Raw genomic sequence first — 21,678 nt, 5'->3', positions numbered from 1 at the left:
ATGACTAATTGTGGGCTATTTAATTCTTCAATTAAACTCTTGACTAATCGTAGGAAGACCAGAGTGAGACAAAAGGCGGTTAACTTCCAGAGTACAACTGGATTATCCGAATATTTCGGGCTTGAATATTTGGATAATTCGGTTGTACGGCAGGAAGTTGCCTTTTATCTCACGTTTCGACTCGGTAATAATCGTGATTACACAAAAAGGGACTGGGACAAAATTACTATTGTCCCAGTCCCGTCTTTTCGTGTGAAAGGTGACTAACATTAGCTATCAATCCAATTGATTTATCGCTGATGTTAGTCAACTTTCTTTTAACCAATCACGCCAACAGTTTGTAAGATGAGATAAATGTTTAAACTCACCAGTACAACTGTTGCTACCCAAGCACTGTACTTAACCCAGGCTTTATTCACAAACTCACCCATTAATTCCTTGCTACTGGTGAATTTAACCAATGGCACAATCGCAAATGGTAAAGCGACACTCAGGAAAACTTGTGACAGAGTCAGCAGATTTTCAATCTTAGCTTCGTTACCATGATAATAAATGGCAAAAATCAACACTGGCGTTACTGACAATAATCGAGTAAGTAACCGTTGCGCCCATAATGGCATTCGAAGATGAATGAATCCTTCCATAATGATCTGCCCTGACAGCGTCCCGGTAATCGTGGAACTTTGACCTGAGGAAAGTAGGGCCACCGCGAACAGCATGCTCAACATTGGACTGGCAATTGCCCCCACAATGTGCGAGTTGTTCAATGAATTAAACAAATCAACGAATCGCCCGACCGTGCTATTGGTTCCGAAGAACAACGCAGCCCCTAAAATTAACAGCAAAGAGTTGACAATGAATGCAATTGTCAGTTGCAAATTGGAATCAATCGTCGTGAATTTAATGGCTTTAGCCACATCCTGGCGATCATGTCGATCGACTGCCCGGGTTTGTGAGATAGACGAACCCAGATATAAATCATGGGGCATCACCGTTGCACCAACGATACCAAGTGCCAAATACAACATTGATTTATTAGTGACAATGTCTTTGGTCGGCATGTAACCGGCAAACATTTGGTCAAGTTGCGGTCCCGCTAAGAATACTTCGTAGGTGAAGACCAACAGAATAACGGCAACCAGTGTCGCAACAATTGCTTCAATCTTCCTGAATCCCAATTTCATCAGAAGCAACAGGATCAAAACATCAGCAGTGGTGATCAAAATGCCAACGACTAACGGAATGTTAAATAGTAATTTGATAGCAATTCCGGAACCAATAATTTCCGCAACGTCCGTGGCCATAATTGCTGATTCGGTAATTAACCAAAGAATGATTCCCATTGTCTTACTGGTTCTTTCCCGGGTCAGCTGAGCTAAATCCTTACCGGTGACAATTCCCAGCCGAGCAGCCATTGATTGCAACAGCATTGCAATTAGGCTGGAGATTAAGATAACCGACAATAAGCTGTACTTGAACTGGGCACCACCAGCAATTGACGTAATCCAATTACCAGGATCCATGTACCCCACTGCAATTAGAATTCCCGGACCGGTGTAGGCAAATAATGTTCGCCAGAAGCCGGCATTCTTCGGAACTTTAACGCTGCCGTTAACTTCATCCAGACTCTTGTTTTCACCTTCTGTACTTTGAAAAAATTTATGCTTAGGTTCTTCTGCTACGCTCTCACGCATATCAATACCCTCTTTCATTGAGTTGAATTCAGGTCAGTTGCTTGAGTGAGCACTCAATCAATTCCCACAACCTATTATACACATCAATAAGTTTAGGTCAACCAAAATCTATTTTAATCATTAGTTAACAAATGAGAAAGATTGAGTGTATACTTAAACCAGATGAATGATCAAACTTAAAATAATCCAAGTTTATGATAGGTTTGCTCGTTCAATTCCAAAATTGAAACATATTGAGGGGTTAACCATGCTGAATCATACTGAATTACAACTACTAACAGATGCACACGTCTTTGATGATATGACTGACAAGCAAATTAAGATCTACACCGCGGCAATTGAAGTTTTTGCCGAAAAAGGCTATCTCAACGCCAGTACCAAAGAGATCGCAGCCAAAGCAGATGTTGCGGAAGGCAATATTTTCAGCAAATTTACCAACAAACGCGGCTTGCTGAACGCGATTATCGAACCCGTTGCGAAATCGATTTTCCCTGAAACATTATCAAGTTTTACTGATAGTGAACCCATTCCAAAAGACCTCAGTCTCCATGAATTTGTCGATTCACTCGTCAAAGATCGAATGGATTTTCTAGAGGATAATCAAGATGTTTTAAAAATCTTCATTTCCGAAATGGTTTACGATGATCAGGTTCGTCAACAGTATTTGAGTAAATTTCCAGATGCCTATTGGCACACAATTAACGATAATCTCAACCTGCTTAAAGCTACGCATAAAATGGTCAATTGGGATAACTGGGAAATCATGCAGATCATGTGGTCACTGATTGGTGGCATGGTGATCAGCTTCATTTTCTTCCATATTCAACCAACCGACAAGGCGGTCAATCACGCGGTGGCCGCACTGGTTAAGGCATTAAATCCCCGATTGTAAGTTATCAATATTTGCGGTAAAAAATAGATGAAGTTAGGATAATTCAACTGAATTGTCTTAACTTCATCTATTTTATTCACAGGTTATACTCACTCATGACCAATCTTTTAAGCTTAATTTTACAAAAAATCACTAATTGTTTGAACGATTAGATAAATATTTAACCCAATTAGAACAATCGTTGCAAACCAAGCTGCGTATTTCACCCATGCCCGATTAGCAAATTCACCCATAATTTTCCTGCTACTGGTAAAAATCACTAATGGAACAACGGCAAATGGTAATGCCACACTCAAAAATACTTGAGACAGGGTTAATAATTGTTCAATCTTGGCTTCATTGCCATGAAAGTAAATCGCAAAGATCACCACAGGCGTCACAGAAATTAACCGGGTTAACAACCGCTGAGCCCAAAGTGGCATTTTTAAATGAATAAATCCTTCCATAATGATCTGACCAGACAACGTCCCAGTAATCGTTGAACTTTGACCAGATGATAGTAAAGCAACTGCAAACAACATACTCAAAATCGGGCTGGCAATCGCACCCACGATTTTAGGATCGCCCAATGCATTAAATAGATCAACAAATCGACCAACCGTACTGTTAGTTCCAAAGAACAAGGCAGCTCCCAAGACTAACAACAAGCTGTTTACGATAAAGGCCAGCGTAAGTTGCAGATTTGAATCGATCGTTGTAAATCTAATCGCTGTCTTAAGTGACTGGCGATCCTTTCGATCAACTTTTCTAGTCTGGGAAATAGATGATCCTAAATACAAATCATGAGGCATTACCGTTGCCCCGACAATTCCGAGTGACAAGTAAAGCATCGACTTATTTGTCAAAATGTCACTTGAAGGGAAATAGCCCATTAATAGTTGATTGACTTGTGGTCCTGACAAGAAAACTTCATAAGAGAAAACCAACAAAATAACAGCTACCAACGTGGCCACAATCGCCTCAATTTTTCGGAAGCCCAATCGCATTAATAATAGCAAAATCAACACATCAGCACTGGTGATCAGGATCCCGATAATCAGTGGAATCTTAAATAGCAATTCAATGGCAATTCCTGAACCAATAATTTCAGCCATATCAGTTGCCATAATCGCCAATTCGGTCACGACCCAAAGGAAAAAGCCAACGCCCCTAGACGTATGCTCCCTAGTCAGCTGGGCAAGATCTTTTCCGGAAACAATTCCTAATCGAGCAGCCATTGCCTGAAGCAGCATGGCAATCAGACTGGAAATTAAGATCACCGATAACAGCTTATATTTAAACTGGGCGCCACCGGCAATTGACGTAATCCAATTACCAGGATCCATATACCCAACGGCAATTAAAATGCCCGGTCCGGTATATGTAAATAACGTCCGCCAAAAGCCGGCGTTCTCAGGAACGGTAATGCTCCCGTTTACTTCATCAAGACTCTTATTTTCAGAACTTTCATTCTCGAACTGAAACAACTTCTTTTTCTTAGGTTCCATGTCGCTCTCTCGCATTCTGAAGCCCTCTTTCCATTGGATTGAAATTCAGGTCAAGTTATTGAGCGTGACTCAATTCATTGCCACTCGGAATTATATACTGCTTAACTTTTTAGTCAAGCATAAAAATAATGAACAAACACAATGGAAAGATAATTTAAAACCTGCAGCTAACGATGTCACGCAATAACTGAAGACAAGGTTTAATTAATTTTGCCTCCCTTATCATTTTATGCCGTTATTTACGCAGTACAAGCAAAGTGATGTAAAGAAACTGTAAATCTGATGTAAAAAGGATCAATTTCTATTTTAATTCTCCCTAGATTAGGGCTAATCGTTTTGACAATTTGGCCGGCTATGCGCAACTTTTCTAAAAAATAATCGATCCATCGCCAAAAAGGCAATGGAGTAATCAAGAATAGCCGGAAAGCGTGTTAACAAATGAGATAGCCATTCTTAAAAAGTAGTTATGCCATTCGCCAATGCGAAAGCCCGATCCTTTAGTACTTGGATTACTAGCCATTTTTCACTTCATTGACATATAAAAAGTTAACTAAAATTCCAGCTGCCATTACATTTACGAATAACTGAAAAATATGATCAGACACTCACTTCTAAATTTTAACCATTCTCTTTATTTAATTAGTCATTTTATCAACAATTATTCTTTCAAAATAGATAATTAGCACGAAAACACGAACATTAATTAAAATTGATTCGAAATATATATTGAATATTCCGAATTAGCTAGTTATAATGGTTGTTATTCGGTTAACGAATTATCATTGAATATTTTCAACTAATGTTCGTATTTGTTAAAAATAACCAATGGTGTTCTGATTTCGATTCATTAATTCGCAGAGAGGAAGAGTTTTTATAATGAAGCGCAATGACAATGGATTACTTTACGGACCAGAGGACAAAGTTTCTTACTTTCAGTCAGGATTACTTGGACTCCAACACGTTCTGGCAATGGATGTCTACGTACCACCATTGATTATTGCTGGTTTATTATCAATGACATTAGGGCAAAAAACCGGTTTTCTACAGGCAGCTTTTCTGGCCTGTGGGATCGGCACTATCCTACAAACTAAATTCTTTATGAAATTACCAGTCTCCCAAGGTCCCTCATTCGTTCCAATTGGCGCAGTAGCCGGGGTTTATTTTGCAAACGGTGCTGCTCACGGTGGGTTGGCAACGGTGCTGGGATCACTGGTAATCGGTGCGATATTATTAATCTTGTTAGGACTTTCCGGTATTTATCAAAAAGTCATTAATACATTGGTGCCCGCTTTGGTCGGTGGCACGATTATTACTTGTGTTGGCCTATCACTATTACCATCTGCATTGAATGATAATATTTTTAAAGCCACCGGCAATGTTGACCAAAACATTGAAATTGCGGCAATTACCGGGTTTGCGATGTTAGCCGCCATTACCATTGGTATTCGAATTCCACAACTTCAACGGTTATTCAGAGTAAGTTCAATTGTGATTGCCTTAATCATCGGAACGGTTGTTGCGTCTGCAATGGGCCGATTTGACTGGTCCGTCGTTAATAACGCACCGTGGCTGAGTTTACCGAAATTTACCGCCGTTCACTATGGTCTCCATTTCTCACTCCCGGCAATTTTGACATTTGTTGTGATTTACATGGTCTTAACTACCGAAACCACTGGAACCTGGTTCGCCATGAGTGCCGTTGTCGGCGAAAAGATTTTAAAAAAGCAATGGAATCGGGGCATCATCGGTGAGGGATTAAGCTGCTTGTTTGCTGCATTACTGGGAACAACACCAATGACGGGTTATTCAACCAACGCCGGTGTCGTTTCCATTACTGGTGTTGCCAGTCGGCGAGTCTTCGTTTCTGCTGGTATCTGGTTCATGGTTCTCGGCTTCTTTGGCAAATTATCCGCTTTTCTTTCAGCCGTTCCGGCACCGGTCATTGGTGGGATCTTCTCCATCATCTGTGTCATCATTATGCTGAACGGTCTAAATGTAATTCGTGATCTTGACACCAACGAAAGTTCAATTTATATTCTTGGAATTCCAATTGTTTTAACAATGGCTGTTATCTTATTACCAAGTGCCGTTCTAAAGAGCACCCCGCAAATGGTTCAATATCTATTGGGATCACCAATTACAATCGCTGCTATTAGTGCCGTGGTTCTAAACCTGACAATGGGCGATCATAAGGCTGAGGTTAGCGAAGATAATCAATCTAATGAGAATCCCAAAAACACGACCAGCCACATTGAAGCCCAGAAGCTGGCTGAATCAAAATCTTAATAGTCTTAATGAGTTATATCTATCTATATAAAAACAACACTGATGCAAACGTAAATTTGTCTCAGTGTTGTTTTTATGTTGATAGAACACCGTTTACCCAGCTAAATGATGTCACTTAAAAAGAATTCTTTTAGATTATGCCTCAATTTTATCCCGGAAAAGGATGATCTTTAAGCAATTTGGTATAAAAGCTAATTTCATTAAATGCCTCATCCAAGCGCTGCTTAAAATGATCACTATTAGTTGCATCAGTAATCAACGTGCCGTCAGCTTTAAAATTATCAGTTGCGTTCCACAATAAAACCGGCGTTGGCAAAACCATCATCTTTAACATTTGCAATATTTCCACAAAGGATTCAGCTGCCAACATCCCTCCGTCACTATAGTAAGAATAAGTGACAATCTGGACCGGTTTGCGATCAACTTCCGGGCCAACGTAATCCAACGCATTCTTCAAAACACCTGGGATGGCATGGTCATACTCTGGCGTCATAATGATATAGCCATCGCAGGCTGCCAAGGCCTTAAGCCATTTATCTTCGTTGGGTTTTAAATTCTTAATGCGATATGAGAGTGGCGTCTCATCATGTTGATACGGGTCAAGCGGGTAATCCGCGATCCGAATCCAGTTGTATTTGATACTATCAGAGTTTTGATATGTTTTCTGTAAATAGTTAAAAATCGAATCACCAAGTGAGCCTGTCCGAACAGAGCCTAAAACAATTCCAATCGTTACCATAAGTAAATATCTCCTTGCTATATAATATCGTTATATATCTTCATATACAATTGTACATCAAATAAAGCAAAAAATACCTATTAATTTCATTTTTTGATCGATTTCGACAAAAATGAGATTAAATGCCGATTGTCTTTTATCCCATCCGCACCTCTCACCATAAGATCCACCCTAGCCTAACACCCGTTTTGAAGTGATAATCTTTGACGCAAAAAAGATCCAGCCAAGAAACTAAATAAAATCAGTTTCTTAACCGGATCTGGTTAAAATACATGTCAACAAATAATAACGAGCATCTGGATTAATCATTAGGTGCTTTCAACGGTTCAATCTCAGAATAGTCGAACGACTTACCTAACTTCCAGAATCAACTATCCCGTCTTAGTTCAACTAAACTTGATATTTAACTATTCACTTTTTTCATAATTTGGTCATAGACTTCATCACTAATAATGTGATTAGTCCACATCCAAATGATATGCCCCAGCGCCTCGGATATATGCTCTTCAGCGGGTTGCTCCTTTGGACTGGGCACAACACCCATTGCCGGCATCACTGTATGGTGAAATAGTCCGTAAACACCAAGGCCAAATAGGGTCCCTTGCCCAGCGCGAATAAACGGCACGTAACGACCAGCGACACTATACAATACTGCAAATGATGTTGAAAAGCCAAAATGGATCACGTAGCTTACCCAAGGCAACTTTTGCTCAGAATACGTATAAGTCGCGTGTGTAAGGGACGAAGGAACACCAAATTTTTCTAACAGTTTCTGCGGTGGATTTGTTTTATCACGGTCAGGAGTTCTAGGTGGTAACACATTTTCCCAGCCTAACTTAACAAGTCCTGAAATGACACCTGCAACGCCACCAGCTATCAATGCCGCTTTTAAATTTACGGATTTACTCAATGACAATCAGCCCTTTCCTACGACCAAATTCGCTACTTACTCTTAATTCATTCTAAAGCAGCGAATAATTTGTTACAAGCAATGATCATTTATTTTTCAGCTCACGCTTCTGGTCTGCCAGCTCAATTCATCGCAATCAATAACAATCGGCAGATTACTCACTACTCCGCCATTAAGCTAAGAAGTGGTGAATTTGAACTTCCAAATCAGCAAAACACTTTTTTAGAAAAGTATCTAATGCAGCATCTCCTGTATCAGGCGTCATTTCAATCGGCGTTAACGATTCTGATTTTGCAGAATCAACTGCGTTGGCAATCTTCTCAGTCGTTGCGGCTGAATCGTCCAATTCGCCAGGATAAATAACACCAACACCTTGAACGATTGATTTTTGATGACGAGGATCAATAAAGTAATCATATTTGTCCGATCCATACGTATAATCACTTTTAATCGAATCCAGATATCCTGTCAACTGTTCCCAAGCACCACTTGCCCGCCGAGACTTCATGAATACTGACGCACTCCGATATTTAGTATCCAACACAATGGTTGAAAGTAATGTGTCCTGCTGGTCAAATATATCAATCCGAAAATCCGGTCGATTATGTGGTGAGCTAATCCAAATCGGATGATCGCGATCGGTATCACTTGGCCGCTGCGGAATTGGTTCATCGTAAACAACCCTTAGGTTAAAAACAGGTTGACTGCCATTAACTCGAGTTAGCTTAACCGCTGTACCGGGTTCAAGCATATCGTACTGTTCACGATCACTATCGAATATCCAACCACTAATTGGTCGAAAGCCTAAACGCTCCAATGACTCTAATATTTTAATAAAGCCCCAGAATTCATAGAGTTTCTCTGTTCGTAACCAATAAGAATGATATTGTTGATGAAAAGCTGTTTGTTCCTTGGCAACCCGCTCTAAGTGAGCCGCTGCTTCTCTAAAAAACAAATAATTTGGATTCATCAACGACCCACTTAAAGCCACCTCAAGATGCCGGTCGGGAATCGCCTGCATCCACGGCTGACTCAATGTCCGCAGTAAATTGTTTTGATACGTATTCAAAACATCCAAATCTGCTTGGAAGTCATCCTGCCGTTGTCGAACGTAATCTGCAGCTCGTGGCCGTGACATGATTTCTTCAATTTGCCTGATCAGCTGATGAACCTTCCGATATAGATAAGTGAGCTGAGATTTTAGAATAATGTTATCTCGCGACAAGTAGCTGACCCGTCTTACCTTACCGTATATCTGATTACCACGTTCCGGATGAGCGGCCATTTGCTGAACACCACGACCATCCAACGCGACCGCCATCTGATTTGTCCATTGATATTGATCTTGTAGAACCGTTCGTGGATTAGCACCAACCTCGTAAATTGACCTTAAAAAGCCGGCTTGCTGCCGATGCAAAAACTTTAGGGTAAGCACATCTTCCGGTTTTAAAACGTCACTATGATTGGTAACCGGACCGTTCATATTTTCATCAAATGCCCGGGCCAGGCCAACAATTTTACTTTCAACTTCATAGCGCATCTTATCGAGTAATTTTCCGGTTAAAAACTTAGGCCGAACTTCCAACCATGAATATTTAACTTCACCAGAAGCTAAAACCAACTTTAGCCGCCAGCTTCCCGGCAAATAATGTCGGTCTGGTCCATATTCTTGTTCTTCATAAAGATCCAGGCCACGATGATTATGACCATTGGGGAAAATGAACCGGCCATCCTCATCTTCCTTAATCCGTGAATTAGAAAGCAGATCAAGTCCATCCAAATATAGCTTATCGCCGCGAGATCCAAGAAAGCGGATCGCATATCGACCATTCTCCTGAATTTCCAGTGGTTTGGCACTATTTTCGTCATCACTAAAAATGAATTGCTGCTCCTCATTGGGGTAGCCACGACCGCCTAAATACTTAATAAATACCTTATCGTGCAAATCCATTCACCTGTAATTCTTTTGCTTTTCGCTTCAAAACATTCCGTGAAAGCGGAAAGGCAGACAGCTTACTTGATTGATTTAAGATATCCACCAGTTCTCCGGCTAACTCACCCTGGCGGTCAAAGTGGATGAGTTCTTCCAGCATTTCACGAGTCCCCCGAATCTTTGGTAGGATTCGTTGAGCCACTTGGTAATCAAATGCGACTTCAGCTGTATAATCGGCTGTTGTCGGTGCATTGGCAAGAAAATCTTCAATGCTGTCAAGTGTTCGCCAACTAATACCAACATCCGGCAAACTATCGTTAATCGACGTATTCAAACGCCAGAAGAAATCGAGTTCGGTACTCGTCAGGCTGCGTGAGCTGTCAGCCATATCCTTGTATGCATGATCCGAGATCTCCGGAAAATCCTCTTTTTTCAAACTTGGTCGCTGCGCCATTGCTTTTCGATCTTTAAATGGCACCATCCGCAAACTGATTGTGTTTGAACGATCAATTAACTTGTCAGACATTTGGAATGTCGATTCGTCGACATTCATTGTCCCCACAAATCGAACGTTTTCGGGAACCAAAATATGACTTGGATACTTATCCGAATTATACAAGCGTGGCTCAATATTTTTACTGTAAAGCGTAATTAAACGATCTTCTGGTCGACGCTCCAAAACAGATAGAAATTGTGAGAAGTAATGCTCAACTCTTGCCAGGTTCATTTCATCAAACACCACAAGATACAATTTATCAGGATTATGGTTAGCATCGATAAGTGTTTCAAGAAGACCGGAATCCGCTGGCCGATAATTATTATTCAATGTATCAGCATAACCTAACAGATCCGCATCATCGTTCCAGGATGGCCGAATTGAAATCATGTTAAATTGATTGGATTGGCCGTTGTGTCGACGAAGAATCCCCAACGCTTCAGCATATGCAGTGACAATCTTAGACTTCCCGGTCCCGCTTAAACCGGTCAAAATCGTCAATAAATTGGTCTTAACGGAATTATGAAAATTAATTAAGTCATTGTCATAAAGGGTCAAACCATATTCCTTAGAATTAACTGTTTCTCGGAATCGTCGAATCAAGTCTAATTCCTGGTTTTGCTTTGGTGCTTCCGAAACGACGTTACGAGTGGCTTGCCGAGTAGTCATCTTTTTAGCAACAGCCACATTTTCCTTGGCAGCTTGTTCATGTTTGGCAACTGCTTTTGGTGCTTTGTTAACCACTTTTTGTGATTTGGTAGCTGCTTTTTTGACTTCCTTCACAATCGGCTTGGGCGCAGTCTTTTTGGCCACACCACCCAAGTTTCCGGTTTGTTTTGCATATTCATTAAGCAGCTTGGATTTCAGATAACGTTCAGGTACAAACATCAAGCTTTGGGCTTCATCACCGCTATATTGCCCCTCACTCCACTTAGCAGAATCAATATTGCGTACATGGATTTGACGCTGGTTGGCTGATTCCTGAAAAATAATGTGATCATCATCAGCATCCTTCACAGAAACCCCATCATACAAGGTACCGAATTCACCTTGACCATGCTGTTGCTTTGACTGAAAGACGGCAAACGCCCCAAATCCCTCTGATGTCGCACTGATTAGGCTCGGAACCGGAAAGGCAACGCTACCACCATCAACCAACGCATCTTCGAATTTCTGTTGGTCGAGATTATCTGTCTCGTGGAAAACCGGGATCGTAACAAATTGGTCATCGATTTCAAAATCATTATTTCGTGGTAGTCGTTGGATATTTTGTGCAAAAAAATTATCTTGGCCATTCTTCAGTGATTTGCCAGCTTCAACATCGAAGATAAAAATCAGTTTACTTAAAAACTCTGCTAATTTACGTTTGCGATTTTCGGAACTTCGCCGCCGATCATCCCGGTAACCCAGGTTTTTAACTTCCTGAGGATAAACGTTAATTCGTTTATCATCAAATTTGCCTGAATCGTTTAATACCCGAAGAATAAACATTAAACCACCATAAGTGTCAATAATAATGCCACCGGTCTCAGAAGGATCGCCAGACTGGTCATGGTTATCCCAGATACCGATATACCGCTTTCCCGGCTTAGTTTGTGTTTGATTTACATCCATTGTTTCTTAAATGCTCCTTCATTCTTTATTTCGGTTACTTTATTAGTCCCGACTAAATTTCTGATTGCGTAGATATCCCCACCCGGAACTTGCAACGTATAAATGAAAACCTGATCATACGAAGATATTGGCTGGGTAATTAATTTATCAATATCTTGAACGTGTTTATACACAGAAATGGAATGCTTATTCGAATTAAAAAAATTCTCTGGAGCAATAATTTCAATATTTTTATATGCCTTTTTTAAGCGGATGATATCAGTATGAATCGGCAGGCCAATCAATAATGTTCGCATATTATGTGCTGTAGCTGACTTGTCCTGCTTTTTGGGGTCATCGGCTGAATTTGTTAATTTAGAAAGTTGACTACTCAATTGTTGAAGATTTCGATTCTGTTTGCTGATTGTCTTGGAGTAATTCCGATTTGTATTCCCAAGATTCTCATATTTACCCTGAATCTTCTTAATATATTTACTTTTTTCGTCAAGCACGTTTTTTAACTTAGCTTTTTGACTCGTTAATTCAGCCTGCAGATTCTGATTTTCATCAACCAGTTTCTTGTATTCTTTTCGCAATTGGCCGAGTTGCGATTCAGCCTTTTGAGCAGATTGTGATAACCGAGTGATCCGTTCAGCATCTTGTCGACTTTGCGTTAATAAACGTTGATTTTCTTGAAGCAATTGCGAATCAGAAGTTACCCGATCCTTTTTAACAGTCGATGTTGATTTAGGTACCACATCTTTTATCACAAATTTCTTCGAAGCAGTTCGAACCTCTTTATGCTGTTGTTTATCCGGCTTAATAAGTGAAGCTGCTTGCTGTAAATCACTAGTTCCAAAATAGAAACCAACTAGTCGATAAACATCTTTTTTTGTCCTGCCATTAACTGACTTGGACTGAATCTCCGCAACTTGTTTTTTTCTCATCGTCGAAAAACTTTGTTTGACCATCTGAAGAGTCGAAGAAAGTAATTCCGGCGAAAAAAGTTGCGCGACAATCAGTTTCCGGTACTGCGGATTCATGCGACGGGCCGCTGGGTCACCTAATTTACCATCAGGCTTTATAAGCTTGCTTGCAACAGTTTTTAACCGAGCGGACGGCATCCGAGAAAGTAGCCATTCTGCGACTTCTCGATCTTCCAAGAAAACACCTCCTTTCTATAACTATTAAATACGTAAAAACAAGCGAGTTTAATCGACAAATATCAAAACACATGTCATGATATTTGTCGACGGCTTGTTTCCAAACAATTTTACCATAATTTCAACAAATCATTTAATTTTGATCCGAAATTCAAAAAGCGTGTCTTAAATTGCTTAATATGCATTGGGAAATGGTAACAGTTTTAGTTTCAACCTTGCCATGGGTGCAATAAAGTTCGGCTGACTTCTAATCATCATTACAGACGCAATCCCAGATTCATGTAAGCGAAATCTGGGATTGCGTCTGTAATTCACGTTTATGAAAAAATAACGTTATTTCTAAGTGTTCTAGCTACGATAACGCAGCTTTCCAACCATATAAGACATTTAGGTGCATGTCATCTTAACTGCTAATCACCGATTTTATTTTTGCTAAAACGTGCAAAAGCCAAGCAGCTTCCGGCCATATAAGCCACTTAGATGCGTGTCGTCTTAACTGCTAATTATTGATTTTACTTTTGCTAAAACGTGCAAAGTAGACGCAGCTTCCGGCCATATAAGGCACTTAGATGCGTGTCATCTTAACTGCTAATTATTGATTTTACTTTTGCTAAAACGTGCAAAAGCCAAGCAGCTTCCGGCCATATAAGACACTTAGGCGATCTCCCCAGACCAGGGAGACCGCCTAAGTGTCTTATATTCTGGAAGCTAAACGCTTGGTTTTGCACTCTACTCTTTTTCCCCACTCCCCGGGGTTTCCTCGCCCTTTTTTACGGTATACGATTTTGCACCGACACCAGCGAGTTGGCCGCCCTTGGCAATCAAATAGGCCGGTCGGATTGGCTTGTTTTCAAAAAAGTCTTCAAGAATTTCACGCGTACCGGCCGCATACCTTGCCTGAGCCGACAATGACGTTCCTGACATATGTGGGATCATCGCCTGGTTTGGCATTGTTCGCCACGGATGATCTGCAGGTGCAGGTTGTGGATACCAGACATCACCTGAATACCCTGCTAAATGACCTGACTTTAACGCCCGAACAATTGCATCTCGATCCACTAATTTTCCACGACTGTCATTAACGATATAGGCACCTCGCTTCATGGTTGCAATCAAATCATCATCAAACATATGATAAGTTTGCGCATGCAATGGTGCACACAGAACGGCCACGTCAACAACCTTGGCAAGATCCTTTACATCTGGCACAAAGGTGGCACCAAGTTGTTTTTCAACATCTTCCGGCAACTGATGGCGCTGCGTGTAAATTAACTTAACATCAAATGGTTTCAATCGTTCAAGGACCGCACGGCCAATTCGACCAGCAGCAACAACTCCGACCGTCATGCCTTCAAGATCGTAGGACCGTGATGCGGCATCTGCGATATTCCAACCACCCTCAGTCACAATTTCATGAGCCGGGATGAAATTTCTAACAAGTGCCAGAACCTGCATCACATCTGATTCAGCAACACTGATACTATTGCTATAGGTAACTTCGGCAACCGTAATATTGTGTTCATTTGCTGCATTCAAATCAACGTGATCTGATCCGATTCCAGCTGTGATTGCTAATTTCAAATTTTTAGCTTTTGCAATTAAATCAGCCGTTAAATATGCTGGCCAAAATGGTTGCGAAATGACAACGTCAGCCGTTGGTAATTCTTTTTCGAATACGGAATTCGGCCCTTCCTTATCTGAGGTAACAACCAACTGGTGACCATGGGACTCAAGATATTTGCGTAATCCCAGTTCACCGGAAACACTACCTAATAGCTCGCCAGGGGTAAAATCAATTCCTTCAGGATCTGGCACGGTTGATCCATCGGGGTAATGGGTGATCTTTGGAATTGAATCACGAGCATACTTTGGTGGATAGCCATTAACGGGATCTGGATACAAGACTGCTAATACTTTTGCCATAAAGGTCATTCCTTTCTATACGACAAACCCGCCCCCAAGTACCATTAGTTTACCACGCAAGAAACCGTTTACAATAAATAAGTACTTTTTTATTTTTGAACTAAATATCAACAATAAAGTAAAAATCATTGCTATTTAGGATGAGGGTTGGTATAGTATAGATAATGTATTTATGAGTTCGAAACAAGGTTCACCGTTCTATTAAGAATGATTCCTTTTATTTCCGGCTTTTGATGCAAAATTTATCGCGCTATGCGCACATGGAGGTTTCATTCTTATGGAACAAGGTACAGTTAAATGGTTTAATGGTGACAAAGGTTACGGCTTCATTACTTTAGAGAACGGCTCAGATGTCTTCGTTCATTTCTCAGCTATCAACGCTGACGGTTACAAGACCCTTGAAGAAGGCCAAAAAGTTACTCTTGATGTTGAAGACAGCGACCGTGGCCCACAAGCTGCTAACGTTTCTGTAGTTAACAACTAATCATTAATTTGATAATAAAAGTCCTCGATTGAGGGCTTTTTATTTTGTCCAAATAATTAGCTTATCAGCTGGTAATTTGACGATGCTAACCGCTCTAAATGAAGTGGACACTTTAAAACAACAATATTTATCAATAAAAAAGGTTCAAACAAATGTCCGAGTTTGTTTGAACCTTTTTTTGAAGGATTTTATTCCAGTCTTACTTACCACACAATAAATCATAATGTATTTACCATATTCTATTTCAACCTGCTAATCTACCCAATTAGCTGAATCACTATTTGTTCCTAACAGCAACCCATTCACATTAGGATTTCGCCGGAAGACCCCCTTTCGGTTTGAAAGACATCCCCCAATTGCAATAAATTATAGCACTATAAGAATTATTTTCAAGGCTACTTTTTAAATTTGAAAAAGTTTTTTAAAAATACAAATTATGAGTTAGAACAGATTTAAAAGGGCTGGCAATAAAGTACCATTCTTTAAACAACGGTATTGTATCCGGCTATCCTTTACCATCCATAAATGCCGGATACAAAGTCATCCCGCCATCGATAAATAACGTGGTCCCTGTGACATAGCTTGATTCGCTGGAAGCTAACCAAGCTGCTCCGGCAGCGACCTCTTCCGGCTTTCCAATTCGGTTCATCGGCACCATTGACACTGTCTGGTCATACTGTTGCTTATCAGCAAATTTCTTGGCATTAATCGGCGTATTAATTGCGCCAGGACCAATCGCGTTTACCCGAATCCCTTCTTTGGCGTACTCCATCGCAATGGTTTCCGTAAACAGTTTAACGCCACCCTTTGCAGATGCGTAACTGGCAAAGGTTGGCCATGGAATTTTTTCATGAACGGACGACATATTAATAATATTCCCAGGCTTGTGATGACTCTTAAAATAATTAATCGCAATCTTGGAACCAAGAAAGACACCCGTTTGGTTTACAGAAATCACTTTATTCCAATCTGCAAGTGAAACTTCATGAGTTGGCTTCTTGATCTCCATTCCAGCATTATTTACCCAAATATCCAAATCACCAAAATTGTCCAAGGCAGCTTTTAATATTGCGGCATTTCCTTCCTCGGTAGCAACATCGGCTTTAACGACAACAGCCTTTCCACCACTGACCTTAACGTCAACAGCAGCTTTTTGGGCAGACTCTTGATCACCATTGTAATTAATCACAACTGACATCTGTTCTTGCCCAAATCGCTTAACAATGGCATTACCAATTCCTTTTGATCCACCGGTTACAACGGCAACTTTGTTTTTTAAATCTTGATACATCTTAAATTCCCCCTAGAATGAAACAGCATTAAAAGATTGTTGTCACAACGGCTCCGGCAACAATTAGTACTAATCCAAGCATTGTATAGGTTAACTCTCGGCGACTCTTGTGCTCTCTCAACCAAATAATCCCCAGAAGGGTTGAAAGGACAACTGATACCTGAGAGACAACGAAGGCTGAATTTACCCCGTTAGCGCCAACGGACAATATATATGTAATCGCCGCAAACGAGAAGATGAGTCCGCCAATAATATTAATCCAACTAATTGGTTCCTTAAATGTTTTTAATTGATGGCTAAAAATTAAATATAGGCAAACGGCAATTACCATGCCAACGGATTCAGGAAGGAAAATCGCCAACCCGGAGGTACTAAGTCCTTTAGGAATTGAATTGTAAACCCAATAACCAGCCGACGTTAAAATCAGCATGATCATTGTGCGAACACGGACTTTATTATCGACTTGAGCATTCACCTCATCACTAACCGACGTTAACCAAATTCCAATAATGAGCAACAACACACCAATTGCGCCAAAAATTTTTTCCGTACTTGATGCCCACTCACCAAAGATAAACACCCCAATTAGTGAAGTCCCGACAAGCTGCAGACCGGTTGAGACAGGCATTGTCTGTGAAACACCAACATTTTTATATCCGGTGTATTGCCCCGTTTGGCCAACAATCCAGAAAGCACCGGCAAGGGCAGCTAAGACAAAACTTTGCCAAGTAATTTGTGGCCGAATTGCAATAAAGACCCCAATGCTGGCAATTAAAGTGCCAACCGCCGTCCCGAAAATTTGGTTGGCTGGTTTCCCACCAATTTTAGCAACGACAGGTGGCATAATCCCCCAACCAAGTGCTGGTAACAACATTAAAAGCGCATTCAAAATTCTCCAACTCCAATCTCTCTTTAGTTCAGTCAAGAACTCTATAATATAATGCTAAAAATCAAATGTAAACGAATTCTTGTAAAAAATTTACTTCTTTTCCGATGTTTTAAACAATTCTGTACATTATTTTCGTATATTCTTTATTGTATCACAACACAAAAAAACAATTTTTTAGCAAAATAGCTAAAAAATTGTTATCTATCCTCTCGGACTAACTTTGTTGTCCCATGAGGTAAAGCCGAAGGAAAAATTTATTCTGTCTTTTAATTAGACAGGGTCAAACCAAAAGAGCTGAATTATCTTACCTCAAATTTTCTGGCTTCTTGGGCGAAGTAAAATTTCATTAATCGCGACCTTGTCAGGCTGATCAATGGCATAGGCAACCGCCCTGGCAACATCTTCAGCATCCAAGCCGTTTTCTTTCTCGTCCTTTTCAATCTGAGCTCTGGTTTTCTCATCAGAAATCGTACTGAATAATTCAGTATTAACGGCACCTGGTGAGATCATCGTGGTTTTAATGTTATTGGCAACCTGCTCTTGACGCAAGCCATCCATAATCGCTTGGACCGCATACTTGGTACCTGCATAAACCGCTGTTCCGGGATGAACAACGTGACCGGCCACTGAATCGGTCGTAATAATGTGACCGTGCTTCTGCCTGATCATAATGGGCAACACGGCAGCAATCCCGTACAAAACACCCTTAATGTTGGTATCAATCATGCGATCCCATTCATCGACTTTTAAGTCAGCGAGCTCTGAAATTGGCATTAAGCCGGCATTATTGTACAAAACATCTACTCGGCCATAATGGGTTGCGGCATAGCCGACCAAACTTTTGACACTTGCCCGGTCAGTGACATCGGTCTTTTGGTAAATAATTTGGCCCTTTGGAAACTCATCTGCGATTTCTTTCAAATCGTCTTCTCGACGGGCACCAATAACCAATCGTGCACCGGATTTGGCTAATAATTCAGTTGTCGCCTTACCAATTCCACTGGATGCGCCAGTAATTACAATCACTTTATCTTTAATCGTCAAAGAAACTCACTCCTTCTTATAGCAAAAAGCCTTAGCTCAATTATAACGATCTTCAAGCACAATGGGGTCAATAAACTAACGGGATCCGTTATTATTTTTTTCGGGTCTTATTTTTTTCATTTAAATGAGCCGGTTTATTTGGCGCCAGAAAACTAGTGTCAAATTGCGATCGGTTTTTCAAATAGCGCTTACCAAATTCGTCAATCAAGCCATGAAATTCTTGGGCATCTTGGTACGTAAAATTTTGGGGCAACCTAACTTGTTTCTTCAGCGTATCGTATTTTTCGACATTTTGATAACCAAGAAAGCTAAATAATTTTCGTGCGTACTTATCAGCAATAAATATCGGCTGATCAAATACGTAAACCAATAATGAGTCAGCCGTTTCTTCACCAATTCCTGGAAGCTTCAGCAATCGTTGCCTTAGCGATCGACCGTAATCAATTACCATTTGTTCAAAATGGCAATGATGCTCGTTAAACCAACTTAATACGCTTAGTAGGCTCTTGGTTTTATTCACGTAAAAGCCGCTCGGGCGAACCAAGTCTTGAACCTCTGTAACGGATAACGCTAAGATTCGCTTAACATCTAAGCTGGTTGTTCGTCGCAGATTTTCTAAAGCTAAATCAGCGTTATTCCAATTCGTGTTCTGGACTAAAATCGCCCCAATGACAATTTCAATTTTGGTATCAGCCGGCCACCAATGCTGTGGCCCCATATGTTGATACATCGTGCGATACAGGGGAATTGGATCAATCATCACTCGATCACCTTTCAAATAAAAATGTTTAATTCGACTTATATTATAACAATTGAAGTTGCAAAAAAGAGACTGGATAAAATCTTTTCCCCAGTCTCTCACGGTTCGTTATTAAAATTATTTGTTAAAATTCTTTTCAGGTTACCCGCGAAGTTTACGTGATTGGTAAGCCAAGAACGCCCAAGCGACCAACCCAAAGAAGATTGGTCCAATAATTGTCCAAAACGCGGTGACATAGTCGTGAGCCAAGATTGGTTGAATTGCCGTAAATCCAATGCCGACAATCAAGACAACCAAGACAACGCCCACAATTGTATCAGTCAACCATCGTTTGGTATAGATTTCAAAGGGACGATCCAACCCCTTCTTTCGCTTAAAGAACGGAAATGCTGCAATTAAGAAAATGTAGGGAAACGACGTAGAAATATTTCCCATGTTCGTCAAAATAACATAAAATTGTTGCGCGTCAGAACCGCCAAACGTGACGAAGAAGATCAATACAACAACCAAGATAGCCTGGGTCCACATTGCAAATGCCGGCATCCCTTTTGCGTTAAGTTTCGTCATCCTTGCTGGCCAAAACTTTGGGTTTGATCCCATAATAAATGACTTCAAAGGTGAGTAAATTAAAACAAAGAACGATCCCATATAAGCCATAAACATGCTTAATCCGGCAAACCGGGCAAAACTTGTGCCAAGAATCGTGGCCGTATTTGCAGATAATCCCAAACTGTGGCCTAAAACGACCCCCAAATTGTTCATCAAGACGTAGGTAATATTCCCAAGGTTAACGGCCTTGCCGCCTAGAACCTGATGCCAATTTGTACTAATTCCCCAAAGGAAAATGGAGATTGAGTAAGCAAACGTAATGGCAACCGTTGAAATGATTAATCCCTTAGGAAAGGTCTTCTCGGGTTTATCCATGTTATCCGTCACCGCACCCATTGATTCTGTCCCAGCATATGCGAAAACGGCATAGACAATAAATGACATCAAGGCAATCGGCGACTGAAAACTGGGATTAGGAGATTGTACAAAGCTTTGAATACCATTGGCGGGTTCAGCCAAATGACCGCCATTTAAAAACAAAATAACAATACTGGCAATCGCAAATATTCCTGTTAACAATGAAACAAAAATTCCGCCAATCGAAGATACTTTTGAAATTGAATCAATTCCCCGAACCGCAAACCAGGTCACAACCAAAATCCAAAGAATTGCCATGACACCGATCATTTGATTTGAGTTGAGCCCCAACAGCCCCCAACTCTGCGTTTGATCGTGGCCAAAGATCAAGGTTGAAAAAGGAATCCAAACCTTTGAAGCAGTCGACATCATCCAAGTAATCCAAGAGGAATACCAAATAAACGTACCAATGAAGGCCCATTTTTCACCAATGGAACCGGCCAACCATGAATAAATGCCACCATGGGCATCCTTAAAAGTGGCACCATATTCAGCAAACATCAGCGTACTTGGCAGTAGAAATAGAACTGCTCCCATGATATACCAAATAATACTTGCATAGCCCATCTGATCAAACGCGACGGTGGTGTTGGCAAATCCGTAAATGGTCGAAAAGATCATCAAGATAAGACTGATTAAGGTAATTTTTTTCTGCTTCATGATATTTTCCTCACATTAATATAAGCGTCAACTAATTTGGAACTTTAGAATAGCTCATTTTTATTTTATTGCAACTAATATGTATCATTTTTTCATTTAATACGGCAACGATGAATAATAATACTGCTGTTAGCTTAAAATGCCGTTATTAATTGGTGAGGGTTGAGTTAGAAAATAAAGAGTGGGCTAACAAGCGCTTAGCTTCCAGAATATAAGCCCTGCCAACCAATATCCTTGTTTTGGATATTGGTTGGCAGGGCTTATATGGCCGGAAGCTGCTTGTTAGACCACGTTTTGGCACAATAAAAAGACCAGCCTGTGAATCATCTTATTCAATCTCATACAATAATCTACCAAAATGGCAACCCCATATTCCTGAATTTGGAATATGGGGTTGTGTTACTTATATGGCCGGGATCTGCTTCTGATCCCACGTTTCAGCATAATAAATAATCTAATCTACAAGCT

Annotated in this window: 17 protein-coding genes; 4 read left to right on the top strand and 13 right to left on the bottom strand. The window is 40.5% G+C overall.

All coding sequences use genetic code 11. The annotated features are described in order from the left end of the window. The coding region (locus FC85_RS16120; protein WP_057864571.1) for a hypothetical protein at positions 1 to 267 on the top strand (267 nt) is incomplete at its 5' end. Between the two features lie 50 nt (positions 268 to 317). On the opposite strand, the gene FC85_RS05615 is transcribed toward FC85_RS16120, so the two are convergent. Next, complete coding sequence (locus tag FC85_RS05615; protein WP_103152830.1) at positions 318 to 1,694, bottom strand: Nramp family divalent metal transporter; 1,377 nt, start codon at positions 1,692 to 1,694, stop codon at positions 318 to 320. 247 nt (positions 1,695 to 1,941) lie between these two features. Here FC85_RS05615 and FC85_RS05610 point away from each other — a divergent pair, with 247 nt between their 5' ends. Then, positions 1,942 to 2,586 carry a TetR/AcrR family transcriptional regulator gene (locus FC85_RS05610; protein WP_003679973.1) on the top strand — a complete coding sequence of 215 codons (645 nt, stop codon included), beginning with the start codon at positions 1,942 to 1,944 and terminating at the stop codon, positions 2,584 to 2,586. Between the two features lie 119 nt (positions 2,587 to 2,705). On the opposite strand, the gene FC85_RS05605 is transcribed toward FC85_RS05610, so the two are convergent. Continuing rightward, entirely contained in the window at positions 2,706 to 4,073 is a 1,368-nt protein-coding gene (locus FC85_RS05605; protein WP_371862975.1) for an Nramp family divalent metal transporter, read from the bottom strand. Between the two features lie 876 nt (positions 4,074 to 4,949). Here FC85_RS05605 and FC85_RS05600 point away from each other — a divergent pair. Next, on the top strand, positions 4,950 to 6,359 hold the full coding sequence (locus tag FC85_RS05600; RefSeq protein ID WP_057864569.1) for a uracil-xanthine permease family protein: 1,410 nt from the start codon (positions 4,950 to 4,952) through the stop codon (positions 6,357 to 6,359). A gap of 148 nt (positions 6,360 to 6,507) precedes the next feature. Here the strand turns inward: FC85_RS05600 and FC85_RS05595 are convergent, their stop codons facing one another. From FC85_RS05595 to FC85_RS05570, 6 genes are all read right to left on the bottom strand, one after another. After that, entirely contained in the window at positions 6,508 to 7,098 is a 591-nt protein-coding gene (locus FC85_RS05595) for an NADPH-dependent FMN reductase (protein WP_057864568.1), read from the bottom strand. Between the two features lie 403 nt (positions 7,099 to 7,501). Beyond that, positions 7,502 to 8,008 carry a DUF1440 domain-containing protein gene (locus FC85_RS05590; protein WP_057864574.1) on the bottom strand — a complete coding sequence of 169 codons (507 nt, stop codon included), beginning with the start codon at positions 8,006 to 8,008 and terminating at the stop codon, positions 7,502 to 7,504. 172 nt (positions 8,009 to 8,180) lie between these two features. Next, positions 8,181 to 9,953, bottom strand: coding sequence for a nuclease domain-containing protein (locus FC85_RS05585; RefSeq protein ID WP_057864567.1), 1,773 nt, complete (start codon positions 9,951 to 9,953; stop codon positions 8,181 to 8,183). Continuing rightward, positions 9,943 to 12,051: an AAA family ATPase gene (locus tag FC85_RS05580; protein ID WP_057864566.1), complete on the bottom strand. Its 2,109-nt coding sequence runs from the start codon at positions 12,049 to 12,051 to the stop codon at positions 9,943 to 9,945. The genes FC85_RS05585 and FC85_RS05580 overlap by 11 nt, the downstream gene beginning before the upstream one ends. After that, the gene (locus FC85_RS05575; RefSeq protein ID WP_057864565.1) at positions 12,042 to 13,193 is read right to left on the bottom strand and encodes a hypothetical protein; all 1,152 of its coding nucleotides are present in this window, start codon (positions 13,191 to 13,193) and stop codon (positions 12,042 to 12,044) included. The genes FC85_RS05580 and FC85_RS05575 overlap by 10 nt, the downstream gene beginning before the upstream one ends. A gap of 729 nt (positions 13,194 to 13,922) precedes the next feature. Further along, the gene (locus FC85_RS05570; protein ID WP_057864564.1) at positions 13,923 to 15,116 is read right to left on the bottom strand and encodes an NAD-dependent formate dehydrogenase; all 1,194 of its coding nucleotides are present in this window, start codon (positions 15,114 to 15,116) and stop codon (positions 13,923 to 13,925) included. A 277-nt stretch (positions 15,117 to 15,393) separates the two neighbouring features. Here FC85_RS05570 and FC85_RS05565 point away from each other — a divergent pair, with 277 nt between their 5' ends. Continuing rightward, the gene (locus FC85_RS05565) at positions 15,394 to 15,600 is read left to right on the top strand and encodes a cold-shock protein (RefSeq protein ID WP_057864563.1); all 207 of its coding nucleotides are present in this window, start codon (positions 15,394 to 15,396) and stop codon (positions 15,598 to 15,600) included. Positions 15,601 to 16,105: 505 nt separating this feature from the next. Here FC85_RS05565 and FC85_RS05560 read toward each other — a convergent pair. The 5 genes from FC85_RS05560 to yjeM all read right to left on the bottom strand — a co-directional run bounded on the left by FC85_RS05560 (position 16,106) and on the right by yjeM (position 21,210). After that, on the bottom strand, positions 16,106 to 16,891 hold the full coding sequence (locus FC85_RS05560; RefSeq protein ID WP_057864562.1) for a glucose-1-dehydrogenase: 786 nt from the start codon (positions 16,889 to 16,891) through the stop codon (positions 16,106 to 16,108). Positions 16,892 to 16,919: 28 nt separating this feature from the next. Then, a complete protein-coding gene (locus FC85_RS05555) occupies positions 16,920 to 17,780 on the bottom strand; it encodes a GRP family sugar transporter (protein WP_057864561.1) in 861 nt (286 codons plus the stop codon). Between the two features lie 309 nt (positions 17,781 to 18,089). Continuing rightward, a complete protein-coding gene (locus tag FC85_RS05550; RefSeq protein ID WP_057864560.1) occupies positions 18,090 to 18,824 on the bottom strand; it encodes an SDR family oxidoreductase in 735 nt (244 codons plus the stop codon). Between the two features lie 91 nt (positions 18,825 to 18,915). Continuing rightward, a complete protein-coding gene (locus FC85_RS05545) occupies positions 18,916 to 19,584 on the bottom strand; it encodes an endonuclease III domain-containing protein (RefSeq protein ID WP_057864559.1) in 669 nt (222 codons plus the stop codon). A 141-nt stretch (positions 19,585 to 19,725) separates the two neighbouring features. After that, a complete protein-coding gene (yjeM, locus tag FC85_RS05540; protein ID WP_057864558.1) occupies positions 19,726 to 21,210 on the bottom strand; it encodes a glutamate/gamma-aminobutyrate family transporter YjeM in 1,485 nt (494 codons plus the stop codon). Positions 21,211 to 21,678 lie beyond the last annotated feature (468 nt).

The sequence above is a fragment of the Lentilactobacillus diolivorans DSM 14421 genome (assembly GCF_001434255.1).
GTDB lineage: Bacteria > Bacillota > Bacilli > Lactobacillales > Lactobacillaceae > Lentilactobacillus > Lentilactobacillus diolivorans.
Note: the sequence above shows the minus strand (reverse complement) of the source record. Positions and strands in the feature narration are given on the sequence as shown.